The organism is Actinomyces sp. (genome assembly GCF_030530635.1).
Lineage (GTDB): Bacteria > Actinomycetota > Actinomycetes > Actinomycetales > Actinomycetaceae > Actinomyces.
Map to the genome: position 1 here is coordinate 26,748 of NZ_JAUMUL010000010.1, position 16,692 is coordinate 43,439.

Here is a 16,692-nt window from a genome sequence, read left to right on the forward strand (position 1 = left end):
CTACCGGGGTGTCCCGATCCGTAGGGCGGCGATGAACTCCTGGTAGAGACCATCGCGCTCCAACAGCTCTGCATGCGTGCCCTCATCGCGCACCCTTCCGTCCTCCAGGACGATGATGCGGTCGGCGTCGATCACGGTGGACAGGCGGTGGGCGATGGTGACCACGGTCCCCGCCTGTGCCAGTTGGAGGATCGCCCTTTGGATCGCGGCCTCGCTGATACCGTCCAGCTGGGCGGTGGCCTCATCGAGCAGTACCAGGTCGGGGGAGCGCAGCAGTGCACGCGCAATGGCGAGGCGTTGCCGCTCCCCGCCGGACAGGCTGGTGGCGGCCACCTGCGCGTCGATTCCCTCGGGCAACTGACGCACGCGGTCCGCTAGGCCGACTGCGTCGAGTGCCCGCCACACCTCCGCAGCGTCGGCATCCGGATGCCGGTAGTGAACATTATCCCGGATGGTGCCCGGAATAACAGGCGTCTCCTGCTCCACATAGGAGATCCGCGAGCGGACCTGATCGATGCTGAGACGGTTGTACGGGACGCCGTCGAGTTCAAGGCTTCCGGAACTCGGCTCAAGGAATCGCAGGAGCAGGGAGAACACCGTCGTCTTGCCCGCACCGGAGGGGCCCACCAGGGCCACGTGCCCGGTGCGGGGGATTTCCAGGCTCACTTGGCTCAGGGCCGGTTGCTTCGCGTCGGCGTACTGGGCGACTACGCCGCGCAGCACGATCCTGGGCGAGTCCTCCGCATTGGCGACGTCGGTGGCGCCGCCCGGAACCGTGTGCAGATCCTCGAGTTCCAGATGCTGGGTCTCACGAATGCGTCCGGCCGCCGCGATGCCGGACTGCAACTGGGTGAAGGCCATGGTCAGGTTGCTGATCGGAGTCACGAGGTTGAAGGCGTATAGCAGGAAGGCGACGAGTGTGGAAACGGCCAGTGCCCCGGTACTCACCCGCCAGGCCCCGAAACCGAGGATGGCGATGATCCCCAGCTGTAGTCCGCCGCCGGCGACGACCCCGGTCGTGGCCGAGATCCACACCGAGCGGACCGCGAACTTGGCCGCGGTCTGCGCCCGGTCCTGTGAGGCGGCTACTTCCCGGTCCTCGGCGCGTGAGGCCTTGACGGTGCGCAGGGCGCGCATACCGGACTCGAGCGAGCCGCCGAGCTCGCCCAGTGAGTCCTGGGCGCGCTTGTCTGCCTCGCCGATCATGGGCATGAGGATGATCATGGGGACGGCGATGATCATGAGGGTGATGAGCGTGGCGATGAGCAGGGGCACGTCGAGGACCGCCATGAGCGCGATGGTGCCGACCAGTGCCACCGCTCCGTCCACCAGCTGAGTGACGGAAGTGGTGGTCGCCTCCCGCAGCAGCACCGTATCGCTGGTGACGCGGGTGACCAGTTCTCCGGTGCGGATGCGCTGCACCTGCTGCAGTTTGGCGCGGAAGAACCGGCTGATGAGGGAGCGGCGCGCGTCCAGCACGATGTTCTCCGCCAGCTGCCCCAGCACTACGTACTGCGCGAAGCTAGCAATCGCCCCCACCACGAACAAAGCCACCAGCAGCCCCACCGGCTGCAGCAGGTCGACACCCGTTCCCAGGGTGTCCAGGACCCACTTGGTGACCATGGGGGTGGCCAGCGAGCTGGCAGTTCCTGCCAGCCCGAGCACGACCCCGATGGACAGCACCTTCCAGTGCGGCTTGATGTACTGCCACAGGACACGTATGCGCTCCCGGTTCTCCTCACGCGTCGCCATGAGGTCAATGAAAGCCCAATTCCTATGGGGCGCAGGTGCGGTTAGCCCAACAGCTGAATGCCTTATGGGCCGGCTTCGGCGAGAGCGGGCGCCCGGAGCGCCTCAGCTGCTCAGGTGAGAGGCGGGAACTCCTCCAGGGAGAACACCGACTCCACGGGAACGTCGAAGTAGCGGGCGATGCGCAGCGCCAGGTACAGCGACGGGGCGTACTCTCCGCGTTCCAGATAGCCGACCGTCTGGTAGTGCACGCCGAGCGCCTCCGCCAGCTGCCGTCGGCTGATCCTGCGGTCCGCGCGCAGCACGGCGATCCGGTTGTGAACGACCTCTCCGGACATTTCACAGCCCAGTCTGCGAGCGGATCGTCGACTGGGTGCGGTTCAGGCCGCCGATCGTCTCCTTGCGGAAGCTGCGGCGAATGACCGGCGGCACCAGCGCGAAGCCGACGACGACCCAGGCCAGCAGCACCCCGAAGCCCAACGCCGGGTGGAAGACGCCACCGATCTCCCAGGACGGATCACCCACGAGCGCCCACCGGGTCAGATGCCCGGACCAGTAGGTCGGCAGCACCATTTGAATGCCCTGTACCCAGCCCGGCAGGGCGGAGGTCGGGTAGCAGTAACCGGTCGCTACGAGTGCAATGCAAACCAGAAAGCTCACCATGTAACTGTAAACGCCGCGGATGAACGCGCTGAGGAAGAACCCGAGTGGTGCGCACGCCAGCGAGGCCAGCGCGGCAATGAGTAGGCAGAGCAGCGCCGTCCCGGTGGTGGGTGTGGCGATAGGGATGAAGAGAACGGCGCCCAGGAGGATCATCGCCTGCATGATGAGCACCTGCGCCACGGTGGAGAGCGTCTTGCCGATCGCCCAGGTGAGCGGTCCGTGCGGGAGGATACGCACCCGCAGTAATGCGCCGCCGATTCGGTCGGTATAGGTCTCCCCGCCGATCTGCATCATGACGAGACTGGCGAAGCCACCGACGCTGCCGGCCGCGAACATCGTGCCGAAGGCGCTGGAAGACCCGAAACCTTGGAGTGGACCGTCGCTTATCCGGGAGACGACCAATATGGCGGCTACCGCAAACAAGATAGACATAGCTCCGGCTCCCATGATGTTCGGGCGCAGGTCACCATAGGCCTGACGCGACGCGGCGCGTAGCACGGATAGGGGCAGGGATCGGGTGGGGCTCATTACTGGGACTCCTGGATACTGAGGGTGATTTGGTGGCTGTCACTGCTTGGATCGGTCGGGCCGGTGTCCGTCGACTGGGAAACCAGCGCGAGGTAGGCCTCCTCCAAGGTCGGACGGGTGACCGTCAACCCGCTGATCGCGTCCAGATCCAGACGTTGCAGGAAGCGCTCGGGGGCGGAGGTGGCGTGCACGTGGCGCTCGCCGTCCTGCAGCCAGGTCACCTCCGCCTTGCGGCCGAGCTTTTCGCGCAACTCGGTGACGGTGCCGTCGGCGATGATCCGGCCCGCCGCCATAATGACCACGCGCGAGGCCAGGCGCTCGGCCTCGGACAGGTCATGCGTGGTCATCAACACGGTAGCGCGGTCGTCGACGCGCTCCATGAGCAGATCGTGCAGGCGGGCCTTGGAGGCGGGGTCCAGACCCGTCGTCGGCTCATCAAGAATCAGCAGCTCCGGGCGCCCCAGCAGCGCCGCCGCGAAATCGAGCGTGCGGCGCTGCCCTCCCGAGAGTCGGGACAGACGCGAGTCGGACTTGTCGGCCAGACCTACGGCGTCGAGCACCTCGGCCACCGTGGCCACCCGCACCGTTGTGGTCAGCTGCATGGAACGAATCCACTCCAACTGATCCTTGACCCGCCACTTGGCGTGATCGGTCCAGTTCTGCTGCACCAGCCCGATCCGCGCCCAGAAAGCCGCATCCGCGCGGCGCGGATCTGCGCCGAAGACGCGGACGCTGCCCGAGCGCGGGCGCAGTGAGCCGAGCAGGTTCTCCACCAACGTGGTCTTGCCGACGCCGTTAGGGCCCAACAGGCAGACGACCTCGCCGGGCTGGACCGTGAGGCTGACGTTGTGCAGCACGGGGTTCTTGCCATAGGCGAAGTCGACGCCCCGGGCGGCGATTATGGGCGGGGCAGCGGACATGGCCGCTCCTTCCTGGTAGGTACGCTATCGAATATAGCAGACCTACTACATATTGCGTCTAACGCTGACGGTCGCTTGGTGCCGAGAGACTCGGGTCCGCCGCGCACACGCCGTCCACACTGTGACCTGGCGTGGCGGATCGGCGGATTCGCGGTACGGTGTCTCCGTGCGCGCGACCTTGGTTCGGGAGCGGAACCTCCTGCTTAGTCGCCGCGGCGGGGCCTGAACAGGCCGGCACCCCGACCGCGGCTTACTTTCGCGTAGCCAGCCAACCCCGGCGCGCCGGGCTCCGGCGCCGGGAGCCAGCACACCGTTCAGGAGAACCCAGACCCATGCGAACCGCCCGCCCCGCCCCGCAGCAGCCCTCCGGCATGCCCTTTTCCAAGTACCGGCCCTTCCTCGACACCGTGGAGACCTCCCTGCCGGACCGCACCTGGCCGAATAAGCGCATCACCCGCGCGCCCCGCTGGCTCACCACCGACCTGCGCGACGGAAACCAGTCCCTCATCGAGCCCATGGGGTCCATCGCCAAGCGTGCCGTCTTCGACCTGCTTGTGCGCATGGGCTTCAAGGAGATCGAGGTCGGCTTCCCCGCCGCCTCCCAGACCGACTACGACTTCGTGCGCTCGCTGGTGGACGATGACGCCATTCCTGCCGACGTCACGATCTCCGTGCTCACCCAGTCCCGTAGCGACCTGATCGACCGCACCCTGGACGCCTGCGTCGGCGCCCCACGCGCCACCGTCCACCTGTACAACGCCCTGTCCCCCCTGTTCCGTGAAGTTGTCTTTCGCATGGATAGGGATGACATCCGCGAGCTTGCCGTTGACGGAACCCGCCAGGTCATGGCGAGGGCGGAGAAGGTGCTCACCGATGACACCATCTTCGGCTACGAGTACTCCCCGGAGATCTTCGTGGACACCGAGCGCGAGTACGCACTTGAGGTGTGCGAGGCCGTCATGGGCGTGTGGCAGCCCGAGGACGACCGCGAGATCATCCTCAACCTGCCGGCCACCGTCGAGCGGGCCACCCCCAATGTCTACGCCGACCAGATCGAATGGATGAGCCGCAACCTCTCCCACCGCGACGCCGTGTGCCTGTCCATCCACAACCACAACGACCGCGGCTCCGGCATCGCCGCAGCAGAGCTGGGGCTGCTCGCCGGTGCCGACCGCGTGGAGGGCTGCCTGTTCGGCCACGGCGAGCGCACCGGCAACGTCGACCTGGTCACCCTGGCCCTGAACCTGTTCAGCCAGGGCGTCGACCCCATGCTCGACCTGTCCGACATTGACGAGGTCCGGCGCGTTGTCGAACACTCCACCCAGATGGACGTGCCCCCGCGCACCCCCTACGCCGGTGAACTCGTCTACACCTCCTTCTCCGGCTCCCACCAGGACGCCATCAAGAAGGGCTTCGCAGCGCGCGCCGAAAAGGTTGCCGCGAAGGTAGGCAGCGGCCTGAGCCAAGCCGAGGCCGAGGTGGCCGTGCCCTGGTCCATGCCCTACCTTCCCATCGACCCCCACGACGTCGGCCGCTCCTACGAGGCCGTGGTGCGAGTGAACTCCCAGTCCGGCAAGGGCGGAGTGTCCTACCTGCTGCGTACCACCCACAACCTGGACCTGCCCCGCCGCCTGCAGATCGAGTTCTCCAACATCGTTCAGCATCACACCGACACCTACGGCGGCGAGGTGGACGCGGGCGACCTGTGGTCGATCTTCACCGACGAGTACCTGCCGGCCGCGGCCGCCCCCGGCGTCGACCTGCCCACCTGGGGCCGTTACAGCCTCAAGGGGGCCACGCTCACCGCCGTCGGCGATGACGAGTCCATCCTCACCGTCACCATCTCCGACGGCGAGGAACGCAAACTGCTCACCGCATCCGGCTCCGGCCCACTCGATGCCTTCGTCACCGCGCTGGAACAGACCGGTATCCAGGTGCGTATCCTCGACTACGCCGAGCACGCCCTCAGCGAGGGGCGCGATGCGCGCGCAGCCTGTTACGTCGAGTGCGAGGTCGGCGGCCAGGTCCTGTGGGGTGTCGGCATCGACTCCTCCATCACCACGGCCTCCTTCAAGGCCGTCATCTCCGCCGTCAACCGCGCCATGCGCTGACGGAGGCGCCGTTGGGGGAGAGGCTCTACCGGGACGAGGCCATCGTCCTGCGCACCTACAAGCTGGGTGAAGCCGACCGCATCATCGTCATGCTCACCCGTGCCCACGGGCAGGTGCGTGCCGTCGCCAAGGGAGTGCGTCGCACCACCTCCCGCTTCGGCGCACGCCTGGAGCCCTTCTCCATGATCGACGTGCAGCTGCACGCCGGGCGGAGCCTGGACGTGGTCACCCAGGTGGAGACCATTGACCCCTTCGGTCGCAACATCGCCGCCGACTACGCCATGTTCACCTGCGCCGAGACCATGGCGGAGACGGCGGAACGGCTGACCCAGGATGACGGCGACCTGGGCACCAGCGACTCCCCGCAGCAGTTCCTGCTGCTGTACGGGGCGCTGTCAGCCCTGGCGCGCCGGCGCCACGCCCCCGGTCTGGTACTCGACTCCTACCTACTGCGGGCCCTCGCCCTGGCCGGCTGGGCACCCTCCTGCTACGACTGCGCCCGCTGCGGCGCACCCGGCCCTCACACCGCCTTCCACGTGCAGGCGGGCGGCACTGTCTGTGCCACATGCCGACCCGCCGGCGCCGTCGACGTCGAACCCGGCGCCATGGCCCTGCTCGGCGCCCTGCTCTCCGGCAACTGGGAGGTGGCCGACGCCTCGAGCCAGCGCCAGCGCTCCGAGGCCTCCGGCTGCGTGTCCGCCTACCTGACCTGGCACCTGGAACGGCGCCTGCGCTCCCTCTCCCTCGTAGAAAGGGCATGACATGGCTGACGCCACTGATTCCGCACCCGCCGACGGGACCGGCGCTAATCCGTACCCCCTCGACGTCGTCCCCCTCCACCGTGAGGGGCTCACTCCGCCGGCCCTCGATCCGGCAGCAGTGCCAGCGCACGTCGCCTGCGTCATGGACGGCAACGGTCGCTGGGCCAATGCCCGCGGCCTGCCCCGCACCGAGGGGCACCGGGTGGGGGAGTCGACCATGATGGATGTGATCGCCGGCGCCGTCGAGCTGGGCATCAAGGAGCTGAGCGTGTACGCCTTCTCCACCGAGAACTGGAGGCGCTCGCCCGCGGAGGTGCGCTTCCTGATGGGCTTCACCCGCTCCGTGCTGCGCGCCCAGACCGATGACCTGCTGGCCTGGGGCGTGCGCGTGAACTGGGTGGGGCGCGAGCCGAAGTTGTGGAAGTCGGTACTCAAGGAGGTGCGCCGCTCCGAGCGCATCACCGCCGACAACGACACCATGGTGCTGAACATGTGCCTGAACTACGGCGGCCGGGCCGAGATTGCCGACGCTGCCCGCGCAATCGCCCGCGACGTGGAGGCCGGGCGGCTGCGGGCGGCGTCGATCAGTGAGAAGACCGTGCAGCGCTACCTCTACTCCCCACATATGCGGGATGTGGACCTGTTCATCCGCACCGGCGGGGAGCAGCGCACCAGCAATTTCCTGATGTGGTCCTCCGCCTACGCGGAGCTGTACTTCTCCGACCTGCCCTGGCCCGAGTTCGACCGCACCGAGCTGTGGCGCGCCTGCGAGGCCTACGCGCACCGGGAGCGGCGCTTCGGTGGCGCCGTCGACCGGGTGACGTCCGAGTCCTGACCCCGGCGATGCCACTTCAACCGACCTCGGCACGTAAGATCTACCGATCTCGGTGCGTAAGATCTACCGACCTCGGGAGCAGATGGGACACAGGCCGAAGAACTCAACCGTGTGCTCCACGTCCGTGTACCCCTGCTCGGCGGAGACCCGGCGGATCCACTCCTCCAGCTCACCGCCGGCCACCTCCACGGTGCGCCCGCAGGAGCGGCAGACGATGTGATGGTGGTGCCCGGGGCGCTCGCACTCCCGGTACAGGACCTCGCCGTCGGAGCTGCGGATCTGATCCACCTGACCGGCTTCCGCCATAGCCGTCAGATTGCGGTATACCGTCGCCAGCCCCACCTTCGTGCCCTCCGCCTGCAGGGCGGCATGAATCTGCTGGGCGGAGCGGAATCCGTCGCTGCGGGTCAGTATGTCGGCTACAGCGGCCCGCTGCCAGGTGGAGCGATGCCGCACCGAACCGTCTCCGGCTGTACTGCTCATGCGTGCACCTCCTGGTCGCTTTGCGCGTCGGCGTGCGCACGGTGTCTGCGTCCGGAGCGGACGGTTCGCACCAGGCCGCCGAGCAGTGCGACTATCGCGTAAGTCCCCACCAGAAGCACAACGATCATGGCTCCCGGCGAGGCGGCGAGGAAATAGGTGATCGTCAACCCGGCCACGCAGGCGACCACGCCGATTGCCATCGCCAGATGCATAGTACGCCCGAAGGAGTAGGAGACCAGCTGGGCGATCGCTACCGGCACGATCATCACCGCAGACACCAGCAGCGCCCCGACCACCCGCATGGACACCGACACGGTCAGTGCCGCCACCACGGCCACCGTGACGTTCAGCGCTCCGGTGGGCAGTCCCATTGACCGGGCGAACTCCTCGTCATGGCACAGGGTGAACAAGGGGCCGCGCAGCCCGAGCCCGACCGTGAGCACGACGGCGGCCAGCGCCAACGTGAACCAGGTGTCGGAGGCCGAAACGGTCGCAATCGAGCCGAACAGGTAGCTGGTCAGATTGGTCGTCGTCCCGCCGGCCACCTTAATGAGAATCACGCCTCCGGCGATGCCCCCGTAGAACAGGATCGCCAGGGCCACATCGCCGCGGGTTCGGCCCCGGGCGCGGATGATCTCGATCAGCACCGCGCCGAGCACGGAGGCGATGATCGCGCCCGGTATGGCCCAGGCGTCGTGAGGCGCTACATTCGCGGCGGCGCCGGCGATCCAGCCGAGCGCCACGCCGGTCAGGGCTATGTGGCCGATGCCGTCGCCCAGCAATGCCAATCCTCGCTGCACCAGATAGGTGCCCATCACCGGGGCGGACAGTCCGACCAGCACGGCCACAACGCAGGCCCGCTGCATCAGTGGACTGGCCAGCATCTCGCCCAGGGCAGTGATCAAGTCGTTCACCGGGGGCCTCCTGCCCGCTGCACGGAGGTGGTCAACACCGGGGCGTGGTGAGCGGTCGGCCCGGTGCTGCCGTGCTCATGCTCGTGCTCACAGTCGTCAAGGCGGTCGTGGCCGAGTTCATCGTGGCGGGCGTGGTCGTGCGCGAGTTCGTCCTTCAGCCCGTCGAATACCACCCGTCCCTCGCCCAGGACGACCGTGCGCTCGACGACGTCCTTCAACTCGCCCATCTCGTGCAGCACGGTCAGCAGCGTAAGTCCGCGCTCACGCAACTCGGCCAGGGTGGCGGCCAGGGATTCCCGCGACGCACGGTCGATGCCGGCCAGGGGCTCATCCAGCAGTAGCAGTTCGGGGGAGCGCACCAGCGCTCGGGCGATGAGCACCCGCTGGGACTGGCCGCCGGAGAAGACCTGCACATGGTCCCGGGCCCGGTCGGCCAGTCCTACCGCGTCCAGCGCCTCCAGTGCCCGGCGTCGGGCGCCTGGGCCCCGATCGGCGAAGGGACGCCCCGGGCTGAGCAGTCCCGAGCGGACCACTTCCAGCGCGGTGGCCGGCACGCCCGAGGACGCGCCCACCCGCTGTGGCACGTAGCCGACCCGGCCCCAGGGCACCAGGCGTCGCTGCTGGACGTCCTGGCCGAACAGACGCACCTGGCCGGTGCGCGCCGGTACCAGCCCCAGGATCGTCTTGACCAGGGTTGACTTGCCCGACCCGTTGGCACCCAGCAGTGCGACCGACTCGCCCGCGGTGACAGTGAAGTCGACACCGTCGAGGATCAGGGTCGAGCCCAGAACGACGCAGGCGTCGCAGACCTCAATCGGTGGAGCGGGACGGCGCACGGCGGCGGGTGTGAAGGTGGGAGTCAACGAAGTCCTTCCGCTCATGACGGCAGCCGTGATCACTTGCAGGATAGCGCGGTACGCAGCTCTTGCAGGTTGGTGGCCATGGCGTCGGCGTAGTCGCCGGTTTCGGGTGCAGACTCGATCGGGTTGAGCACCGCCGTTTTGGCGCCGGTCTCCGACGCCAGTGCTTCGGCCGTCTTGGGGGAGACGAGGTCCTCGGTGAAGATCGTCGTCGTCCCGGTCTCCTGAACGATCTTCTTCACGGCGGCCAGTTCTGCGGGACTGGGCTCGGACTCGGGGTCGACGCCGGAGATGGAGGCCTGGGTCAGTCCGTACCGGTCGGCCAGGTAGCCGAAGGCTGCATGGGAGGCGACGAAGGTGGTGCGCTCGCACTGTGACAGGCCCGTGGAGTAGTCGGAGTCCAGACCGTCGAGGGTCTTGGTGAGGGAGGCGAGGTTCGCCTCGAACTCCTTCGTGTGGTCGGGATCCTTCTGAGCCAGGGCGGTCTTGATAGCCTGTGCGGCGGCACGCATCCGGACCGGGTCGAGCCAGAAGTGCGGGTCGGTAGCGGAGGCCTCATCCGCGTGCTCGTCGTGATCCGCGTGAGTCTCGTCCGCGTGCTCGTCGTCATGGTTGTGTTCGGCGCCTTCGTGTCGGGTGAGGCCGACGGCCTCCGACAGGTCCAGGACGGTGGGGCCGGACACCTCGCTCAGGGCGTCATCCAGAGACGGCTGGAACCCGGGAACGTAGGCGACCAGGTCGGTTCCGGACAGGGCGGTGACGTCCTTGGGGGAGAGCTCGTAGTCGTGCGGCTCCACGTTGGTGGGTGTGACGGAGGTGACGTCTACGTGCTCGCCGCCGATGGCCTGGGCCAAGTACTGGATCGGGTAGAAGGAGGCGGCCACGGACAGGCCGTTCCCGCCGGCGGCATCGGACCCGGCGGAGCAGGCGGTCAATGGCACGCAGGCCAGCCCGAGCGCTCCGGCGGAGACAATGGCGAGCGCGCGGCGGGACCGGGAGAAGAAGTTCATGGGAACCATTCTCATCTTGTCGTGGACGGCTCGTCAAATCATGCGGCCGAGCCCCGTAGACTGGCCCCTGTTCGTGCCGCCGACCGCCTGTGGACGGCAGACGGCATCAGCAAACAGGACCAACGGAGAAACACAGTGGCAGCAACTCCCTCGACGCTCGATCGTGTCATCAACCTCGCCAAGCGGCGTGGCTTCGTCTTCCCCTGCGGGGAGATCTACGGCGGCACCCGCTCCGCGTGGGACTACGGCCCGCTGGGCGTGGAGCTGAAGGAGAACATCAAGCGGCAGTGGTGGCAGTACATGGTCCGCTCGCGCGAGGACGTCGTCGGACTGGACTCCTCCGTCATCCTGCCGCGCGAGACCTGGGTCGCCTCCGGCCACGTCGGCGCCTTCACCGACCCGCTCGTGGAGTCACTGCACACCCACAAGCGCTACCGCGCCGACGAGCTCATCGAGGACTACGCCGCGCGCAAGGGCCTCGACCCCGAGACCGTCACACTCGACATGGTCCCCGACCCCGTCACCGGCCAGGCCGGCTCCTGGACCGAGCCGCGCGAGTTCTCCGGCCTGCTCAAGACCTACCTCGGCCCGGTGGACGACGAGTCCGGCCTGCACTACCTGCGCCCCGAGACCGCCCAGGGCATCTTCATCAACTTCACCAATGTGATGAGCGCTGCGCGCAAACGCCCGCCCTTCGGCATCGGCCAGGTCGGCAAGTCCTTCCGCAATGAGATCACGCCCGGCAACTTCATCTTCCGCACCCGCGAGTTCGAGCAGATGGAGCTGGAGTTCTTCGTCGAGCCCGGCACCGACGAGGAGTGGCACCAGTACTGGATCGACTACCGCAAGGCCTGGTACGTCGGCCTGGGCATCGACCCGGCCAACCTACGCGAGTACGAGCACCCCGCCGAGAAGCTCTCCCACTACTCCAAGCGCACCGTCGACCTGGAGTACCGCTTCGGCTTCGCCGGTGGGGAGTGGGGTGAGCTGGAGGGCATTGCCAACCGCACCGACTTCGACCTGTCCACCCACGCCGAGCACTCCGGTAAGGACCTGTCCTACTTCGACCAGGCCAAGAACGAGCGTTGGACGCCCTACGTGATCGAGCCCTCGGCGGGCCTGACCCGCTCGCTGATGGCCTTCCTGGTGGAGGCCTACACCGAGGATGAGGCTCCCAACACCAAGGGCGGAGTGGACAAGCGCGTGCTGCTGCGCCTGGACCCGCGCCTGGCCCCGGTCAAGGCCGCCGTGCTTCCGCTGAGCCGTAAGGAGGAACTGACCGGCCCGGCCCGTGAGCTTGCCGCCCGGCTGCGTCGCAACTGGAATGTCGATTACGACGAGGCCGGCGCCGTGGGACGCCGCTACCGCCGCCAGGACGAGGTCGGCACGCCGTTGTGTATCACCTACGACTTCGAGTCGCCCGAGGACGGTGCGGTGACCGTGCGCGAGCGCGACACCATGACCCAGGAGCGCATCCCGCTCGAGGGCGTGGAGCGGTACCTGGCCGAGCGCCTGATCGGCTGCTGAGCGGCCGGCCGATGGCCGGCTTACCGGCCGGCTGAAAGCGGCGCGTTTCATGACCTCGGTGGCACTGCACGACCTTGGGGTGGCGCTGCGGCGGCGCACCTGTCGCGCGGCACCGCTCATCGCCGCCGCAGCCCGAGCATCGAGCCCTCGCGCAGTCCCGACTCCAACCTCGTACCCGGCCACAGCAGATCACGGTTGGGCCCGAGCGAGGCGACAACCCCGGGCGGAAAGGCGGCGAGGATCTTGTCCGCCAGCGCGCGCAGATCGCGGAACTCTCCGTAAGTCACGCGTATGAAATGCCAGCCCATGGCCTGGATGGAGTCCTGGCGCAGTTTCTCCTGCCAGGCGTCCTCCCGGGCGTTGTACTTCATCCTTCCGTCAACCTCGATGACGATCCCGTGCTCGGGCCAGCACAGGTCGAGCCACCACATGTTCGCGCCGTCGCTAACCCGGTGCTGCACTTGTGGCGGCGTGAGTCCGAGCACGAGAGTCAGCCAGCGCATGACGGACTCACCCGGCGAGTCGGCCAGCGGCGTCGCCGTCCCCAGTACTGCCCGTGCTTGTGCAATTCCGCGTCGGTGGGGGGATCGCTGTAGCCACTCCTGCCAGACGTTTCGAGCCCGCCTCTCGGCGTCGGCATACGCGCGGCGGTCATTCAGTTGCGGTCGGCAATGCAACCGTAGCGCTGCGTCGGCAATTGCCAGGGCATTGTGCGCGGGCTCGTCGAAGGCGCAGTCGAAGGCGGTACGTAACACGGTGGTGACCGGTATCCCGCGGACCACGGTGATCTCCTCCTCCGACAACTCCAGCCGCCGGCGCCACAGCATGATCTGCCGGCAGTAGAAGTCCTCATGCGAGTTCGACTGCGGCGGTCCTGTGGGAGGCACCTTGATCAAGGGCAGCTGCGTGCCGACCCGTTTGGGAGTGCTGGGTACTGCCAAGTACACGTCCGGTTCCTGCGTCATCATCGACAGGCCGAGGACAAGCGCGGCGGAGGCGTGGGTGAGGCAGCGGGCAGAACTGTGCGTGGCCTTCGCGGTAATGGCGCGTGCTAGCGCCAGGGTGTAGCGGTGCTGCCAGCGCTTGGCGTCGTGAGCGGGGAGCCAGCGAACGCCGGGTGCCAGGCGCAGAGCCGAATCGGGGATGCTGGCGCCGGTTCGGGCGCTGCGCCCGGAGCGGAGCAGAACGGGGAGCAGGCCACGGTCAAGCGGCTGATGGAGCGTTGCGGACATGGTTGGAGCATCCGCCGCAGGTGGCGTGAGCGCCACCTTTCGCGTGGCTGCCTGTGGACATGCCGTCTCGCGGGGTGCGGCCAATGGTGCCTGTGGGTGTTGGTGCTTCGGCAAACCCGCCTCATCGGCACCAGGGGGTCTCGCATTGCATGACCTCGGTTGCACTGCATGACGGCACTGCACGACCTTGGGGTACGTTCCACGACCCCGGGGTGGTCGTGGAACGTACCCCAAGGTCGTGAATCGACATGTGGTGGGGCTGGGGCGGCCTCAGGGTGCCGGGAGCGATCAGTCCTGCGCGCGCGGTTCCCACGGTTTGGCTCGGTCGGCGGGCATGATGGCGGCGTGAACGACGAGATGATGCCGACCGCCGCCGCGGCGCCCGCCGACCCGCCCATTGACGAGCCGAGGAAGGCGGATACCGGGGATCGGACCACCGGTGACGCCGATCCCGCCTCTAAGCCGCCAGTCCCGATCCCGCAGGTGTCTCCGGCCGCGCACAGCCACTCCGGGCCCATCGACTTGGACGCCGCTGAAGCCCGACGGGTGCGGCGGGTACTGGCCGCAATTGTGGTGCCCCTGGTGGCGGCCACGCTGATCGGTCTGGTCGTGCTGTGGCCGGGGGGTAGTTCCCTGGTCGGCTCACAGCCCTTCACCGCCGAAGGCGCCAGCCTGGAATCCGCCACCATCACCTCCCTGGACACCGCCGCCTGCGCCGACGCCACTGGCGCATTGTCAGAGGTGTCCAACGGCTCCCTGCTGGCCGATGCCGTCTGCGCCAAGATCACCTCCGGTGACGGCGAGGGCCTGATCATGCCGGTGCACATCCCCTCCGAGTCCCTGGCCGCTGCCGACGTCGGGGATCGCCTGAAGGTGATGTACAGCCCCGCAGCACTCGCCTCCGGCACCCCATACGTGTTCGTCGACTACGCCCGCCAAGTGCCGGTGGCAGCGCTGGCGGTGGTGTACCTGGTGCTGGTGGTCGCGGTCGCCGGGCGCAAGGGCGCGTTGAGCGTACTGGGCCTGCTGGCGGCCACGGGCGTCCTGCTCGGTTTCATGATCCCAGCCCTGCTGGACCTGGCCCCACCCATGTGGGTGACGCTGGTGGGCTCCTCGGCGATGATGCTGGTGGCCGTGTACGTGGCGCACGGCATCTCCGTGCGCACCACCACCGCCCTGCTGGGCACCTTCGCCGGGGTAGTCCTAACCGTGCTTCTGTCCCTGTGGGGCGTGGATGCCGCTAATCTGACCGGCGCCACCGAGGAGACCTCCCTGACACTGACCGCCATGGTGGGCGGAATCAACCTGCAGGCGCTGCTCACCTGCGGCATGGTGGTGGCGGCCCTGGGCGTACTCAACGACGTCACCATCACTCAGGCCTCCGCTGTATGGGAGCTGCACGCCGCCAACCCCGCCCTGGGGCGCGCCCGCCTGTTCACCGGCGGCATGCGGATCGGCCGCGACCACATCGCCTCGACCGTATACACGCTCGCCTTCGCCTACGCCGGCACCGCCCTGCCACTCATCCTGGCGGCCTCCCTGATCGACCGGTCATTCACAGACACGCTCCTATCCGGTGAGATTGCCGAGGAGGTTGTGCGCACCCTGGTTTCATCCATCGGCCTGGTGCTGGCCATCCCGGCGACGACGGCGATCGCCGCCGCTCTGTGCCGCACCGGTGAGGCGTCCAGAACCTGAGTGCGACGCTCCTACTTGGACGTGCTTCTAAGGCGCCCCGGATCGAAGCGGTGTGTGCAAGCGCTCAGCCTCCGGAGACGTCCAGTTCGGCGTCGGCCAGCATGGCCCGGTCCGCCTCGTTCAGGTGAGGGGAGTCCAGCCAGCCGTCGGGCAGGTGGGGTCGGCGCGGATTGCCGGTACGACCGCGCGGTCCCTCTGCCGCCGCCCCCGGGAAGGGCACCTGTTCGGGCAGCCTTTCCCGCATGCGTGCCAGGGCGCCGTCGAGTTCGGTGAGCGAAGACACCCGCATCAGTTCGGCACGCGCCGCTCCGCCCACCGGGTAGCCCTTCAAGTACCAGCCGATGTGCTTGCGCAGGTCGCGCACGCCCCGGTCCTCACCCATTTCGGCCGCCAGCAGCCGCCCGTGGTCCATGATGATGGCGATTACGGCGTCCAGGTCGGGATGGGTGCGCTCCGTTAGGCCGTGCATGGCAGAGACGATGTCGGCGAACAGCCACGGCCGCCCCTGGCAGCCGCGCCCGACGACCACGCCGTCGCAGCCGGTCGCGTTAAGCATGGCGACGGCGTCATCCCCGCTCCAGATGTCGCCATTGCCGAGCACCGGCAGGCTGGTGGCCTCCTTCAGGCGGGCGATCTGCTCCCAGCGGGCCTTGCCCGCATAGTGCTGCCGGGCGGTGCGCGCATGCAGCGTCAGGGCGGCGATTCCGGCGTCCGCGGCCAGACGCGCCGCATCCAGGAAGGTCTCGTGCTCCTCATCGATCCCCAGGCGCATCTTCACCGTCACGGGCACCTCGCGCTCCCGCCGGGCGGCCCGCGCGGCGGACTGCGAGGTCCGTACCGCGGCACGCATGATCGCCTCCAGCAGGTCTCGTTTCCACGGCAGCGCGGCGCCCCCGCCCTTACGTGTCACCTTGGGCACCGGGCAGCCGAAGTTGAGGTCGATGTGGTCGGCCAGGTCCTCGGCCACCAGGATTCGCACCGCCGCGGCCACCGTGGCCGGAGCCACGCCGTACAGCTGGATGGAACGCACCCGCTCCGCGGGGTCCGTGCGCACCATGGCAAGGGTCTTGGCATTACGCTCCACCAGTGCCCGAGTGGTGACCATCTCGGTGACATACAGGCCCGCAGGTGCCGCCAGGCCGCCGTCGTCAGTGAGTATCGGGCCGTCGTGACTCGGTCGCAGCGCCCTGGGCAGGGCGCGCTCCCCGAAACGACGGCAAAGGCGCCTGAACGACGCGTTGGTAACCCCCGCCATGGGTGCCAGCACCACCGGCGTAGAGATCTCCAGCGGCCCGATGCGCAGCGGCGCCGCGCCGGATGCATACCCGCCGATGCCCGTGGGGGAGGACGACTCCGGAGCGGGCGAGGCCGTTAGCGGATGGATCGGGGCGGTCGATACGG

General features: G+C 68.1%; 15 protein-coding genes. 5 read left to right on the top strand and 10 right to left on the bottom strand.

Annotation, left to right across the window (positions count from 1 at the left end; translation table 11 throughout):
• The 4 genes from Q4A20_RS04165 to Q4A20_RS04180 all read right to left on the bottom strand — a co-directional run bounded on the left by Q4A20_RS04165 (position 1) and on the right by Q4A20_RS04180 (position 3,860).
• Positions 1-1,752, bottom strand: coding sequence for an ABC transporter ATP-binding protein (locus Q4A20_RS04165; RefSeq protein ID WP_303120660.1), 1,752 nt, complete (start codon positions 1,750-1,752; stop codon positions 1-3).
• Between the two features lie 110 nt (positions 1,753-1,862).
• A complete protein-coding gene (locus Q4A20_RS04170; RefSeq protein ID WP_303120663.1) occupies positions 1,863-2,087 on the bottom strand; it encodes a helix-turn-helix transcriptional regulator in 225 nt (74 codons plus the stop codon).
• Between the two features lies 1 nt (position 2,088).
• Positions 2,089-2,940, bottom strand: a complete 852-nt coding sequence (locus Q4A20_RS04175; protein ID WP_303120665.1) for an ABC transporter permease — start codon at positions 2,938-2,940, stop codon at positions 2,089-2,091.
• The gene (locus Q4A20_RS04180; RefSeq protein WP_303120667.1) at positions 2,940-3,860 is read right to left on the bottom strand and encodes an ABC transporter ATP-binding protein; all 921 of its coding nucleotides are present in this window, start codon (positions 3,858-3,860) and stop codon (positions 2,940-2,942) included. The genes Q4A20_RS04175 and Q4A20_RS04180 overlap by 1 nt, the downstream gene beginning before the upstream one ends.
• Positions 3,861-4,192: 332 nt before the next feature.
• Between Q4A20_RS04180 and leuA the strand changes: the two genes are divergently transcribed.
• Genes leuA through uppS form a run of 3 tightly spaced genes read left to right on the top strand, consistent with a single transcriptional unit; the run spans position 4,193 to position 7,567 of the window.
• The gene (gene leuA / locus Q4A20_RS04185) at positions 4,193-5,971 is read left to right on the top strand and encodes a 2-isopropylmalate synthase (protein ID WP_303120669.1); all 1,779 of its coding nucleotides are present in this window, start codon (positions 4,193-4,195) and stop codon (positions 5,969-5,971) included.
• 11 nt (positions 5,972-5,982) lie between these two features.
• Positions 5,983-6,732: a DNA repair protein RecO gene (gene recO / locus Q4A20_RS04190; RefSeq protein WP_303120671.1), complete on the top strand. Its 750-nt coding sequence runs from the start codon at positions 5,983-5,985 to the stop codon at positions 6,730-6,732.
• Between the two features lies 1 nt (position 6,733).
• Positions 6,734-7,567, top strand: a complete 834-nt coding sequence (gene uppS / locus Q4A20_RS04195) for a polyprenyl diphosphate synthase (RefSeq protein ID WP_303120673.1) — start codon at positions 6,734-6,736, stop codon at positions 7,565-7,567.
• Positions 7,568-7,630: 63 nt separating this feature from the next.
• Here the strand turns inward: uppS and Q4A20_RS04200 are convergent, their stop codons facing one another.
• Genes Q4A20_RS04200 through Q4A20_RS04215 form a run of 4 tightly spaced genes read right to left on the bottom strand, consistent with a single transcriptional unit; the run spans position 7,631 to position 10,834 of the window.
• Complete coding sequence (locus Q4A20_RS04200) at positions 7,631-8,050, bottom strand: Fur family transcriptional regulator (RefSeq protein WP_303120676.1); 420 nt, start codon at positions 8,048-8,050, stop codon at positions 7,631-7,633.
• Entirely contained in the window at positions 8,047-8,955 is a 909-nt protein-coding gene (locus Q4A20_RS04205; protein ID WP_303120723.1) for a metal ABC transporter permease, read from the bottom strand. The genes Q4A20_RS04200 and Q4A20_RS04205 overlap by 4 nt, the downstream gene beginning before the upstream one ends.
• A 5-nt stretch (positions 8,956-8,960) precedes the next feature.
• Positions 8,961-9,845, bottom strand: coding sequence for a metal ABC transporter ATP-binding protein (locus tag Q4A20_RS04210; RefSeq protein WP_303120678.1), 885 nt, complete (start codon positions 9,843-9,845; stop codon positions 8,961-8,963).
• A 14-nt stretch (positions 9,846-9,859) separates the two neighbouring features.
• Entirely contained in the window at positions 9,860-10,834 is a 975-nt protein-coding gene (locus tag Q4A20_RS04215) for a metal ABC transporter substrate-binding protein (RefSeq protein WP_303120680.1), read from the bottom strand.
• A 135-nt stretch (positions 10,835-10,969) separates the two neighbouring features.
• On the opposite strand from Q4A20_RS04215, the gene Q4A20_RS04220 reads away from it, so the two are divergent.
• Positions 10,970-12,361 carry a glycine--tRNA ligase gene (locus tag Q4A20_RS04220; RefSeq protein WP_303120683.1) on the top strand — a complete coding sequence of 464 codons (1,392 nt, stop codon included), beginning with the start codon at positions 10,970-10,972 and terminating at the stop codon, positions 12,359-12,361.
• A 116-nt stretch (positions 12,362-12,477) separates the two neighbouring features.
• Here Q4A20_RS04220 and Q4A20_RS04225 read toward each other — a convergent pair whose 3' ends face one another.
• Entirely contained in the window at positions 12,478-13,593 is a 1,116-nt protein-coding gene (locus tag Q4A20_RS04225; protein ID WP_303120685.1) for a hypothetical protein, read from the bottom strand.
• Positions 13,594-13,938: 345 nt separating this feature from the next.
• Between Q4A20_RS04225 and Q4A20_RS04230 the strand changes: the two genes are divergently transcribed.
• Positions 13,939-15,291, top strand: a complete 1,353-nt coding sequence (locus Q4A20_RS04230; protein WP_303120687.1) for a YibE/F family protein — start codon at positions 13,939-13,941, stop codon at positions 15,289-15,291.
• Between the two features lie 64 nt (positions 15,292-15,355).
• On the opposite strand, the gene dusB is transcribed toward Q4A20_RS04230, so the two are convergent.
• Positions 15,356-16,624 carry a tRNA dihydrouridine synthase DusB gene (gene dusB, locus Q4A20_RS04235; RefSeq protein ID WP_303120725.1) on the bottom strand — a complete coding sequence of 423 codons (1,269 nt, stop codon included), beginning with the start codon at positions 16,622-16,624 and terminating at the stop codon, positions 15,356-15,358.
• Positions 16,625-16,692 lie beyond the last annotated feature (68 nt).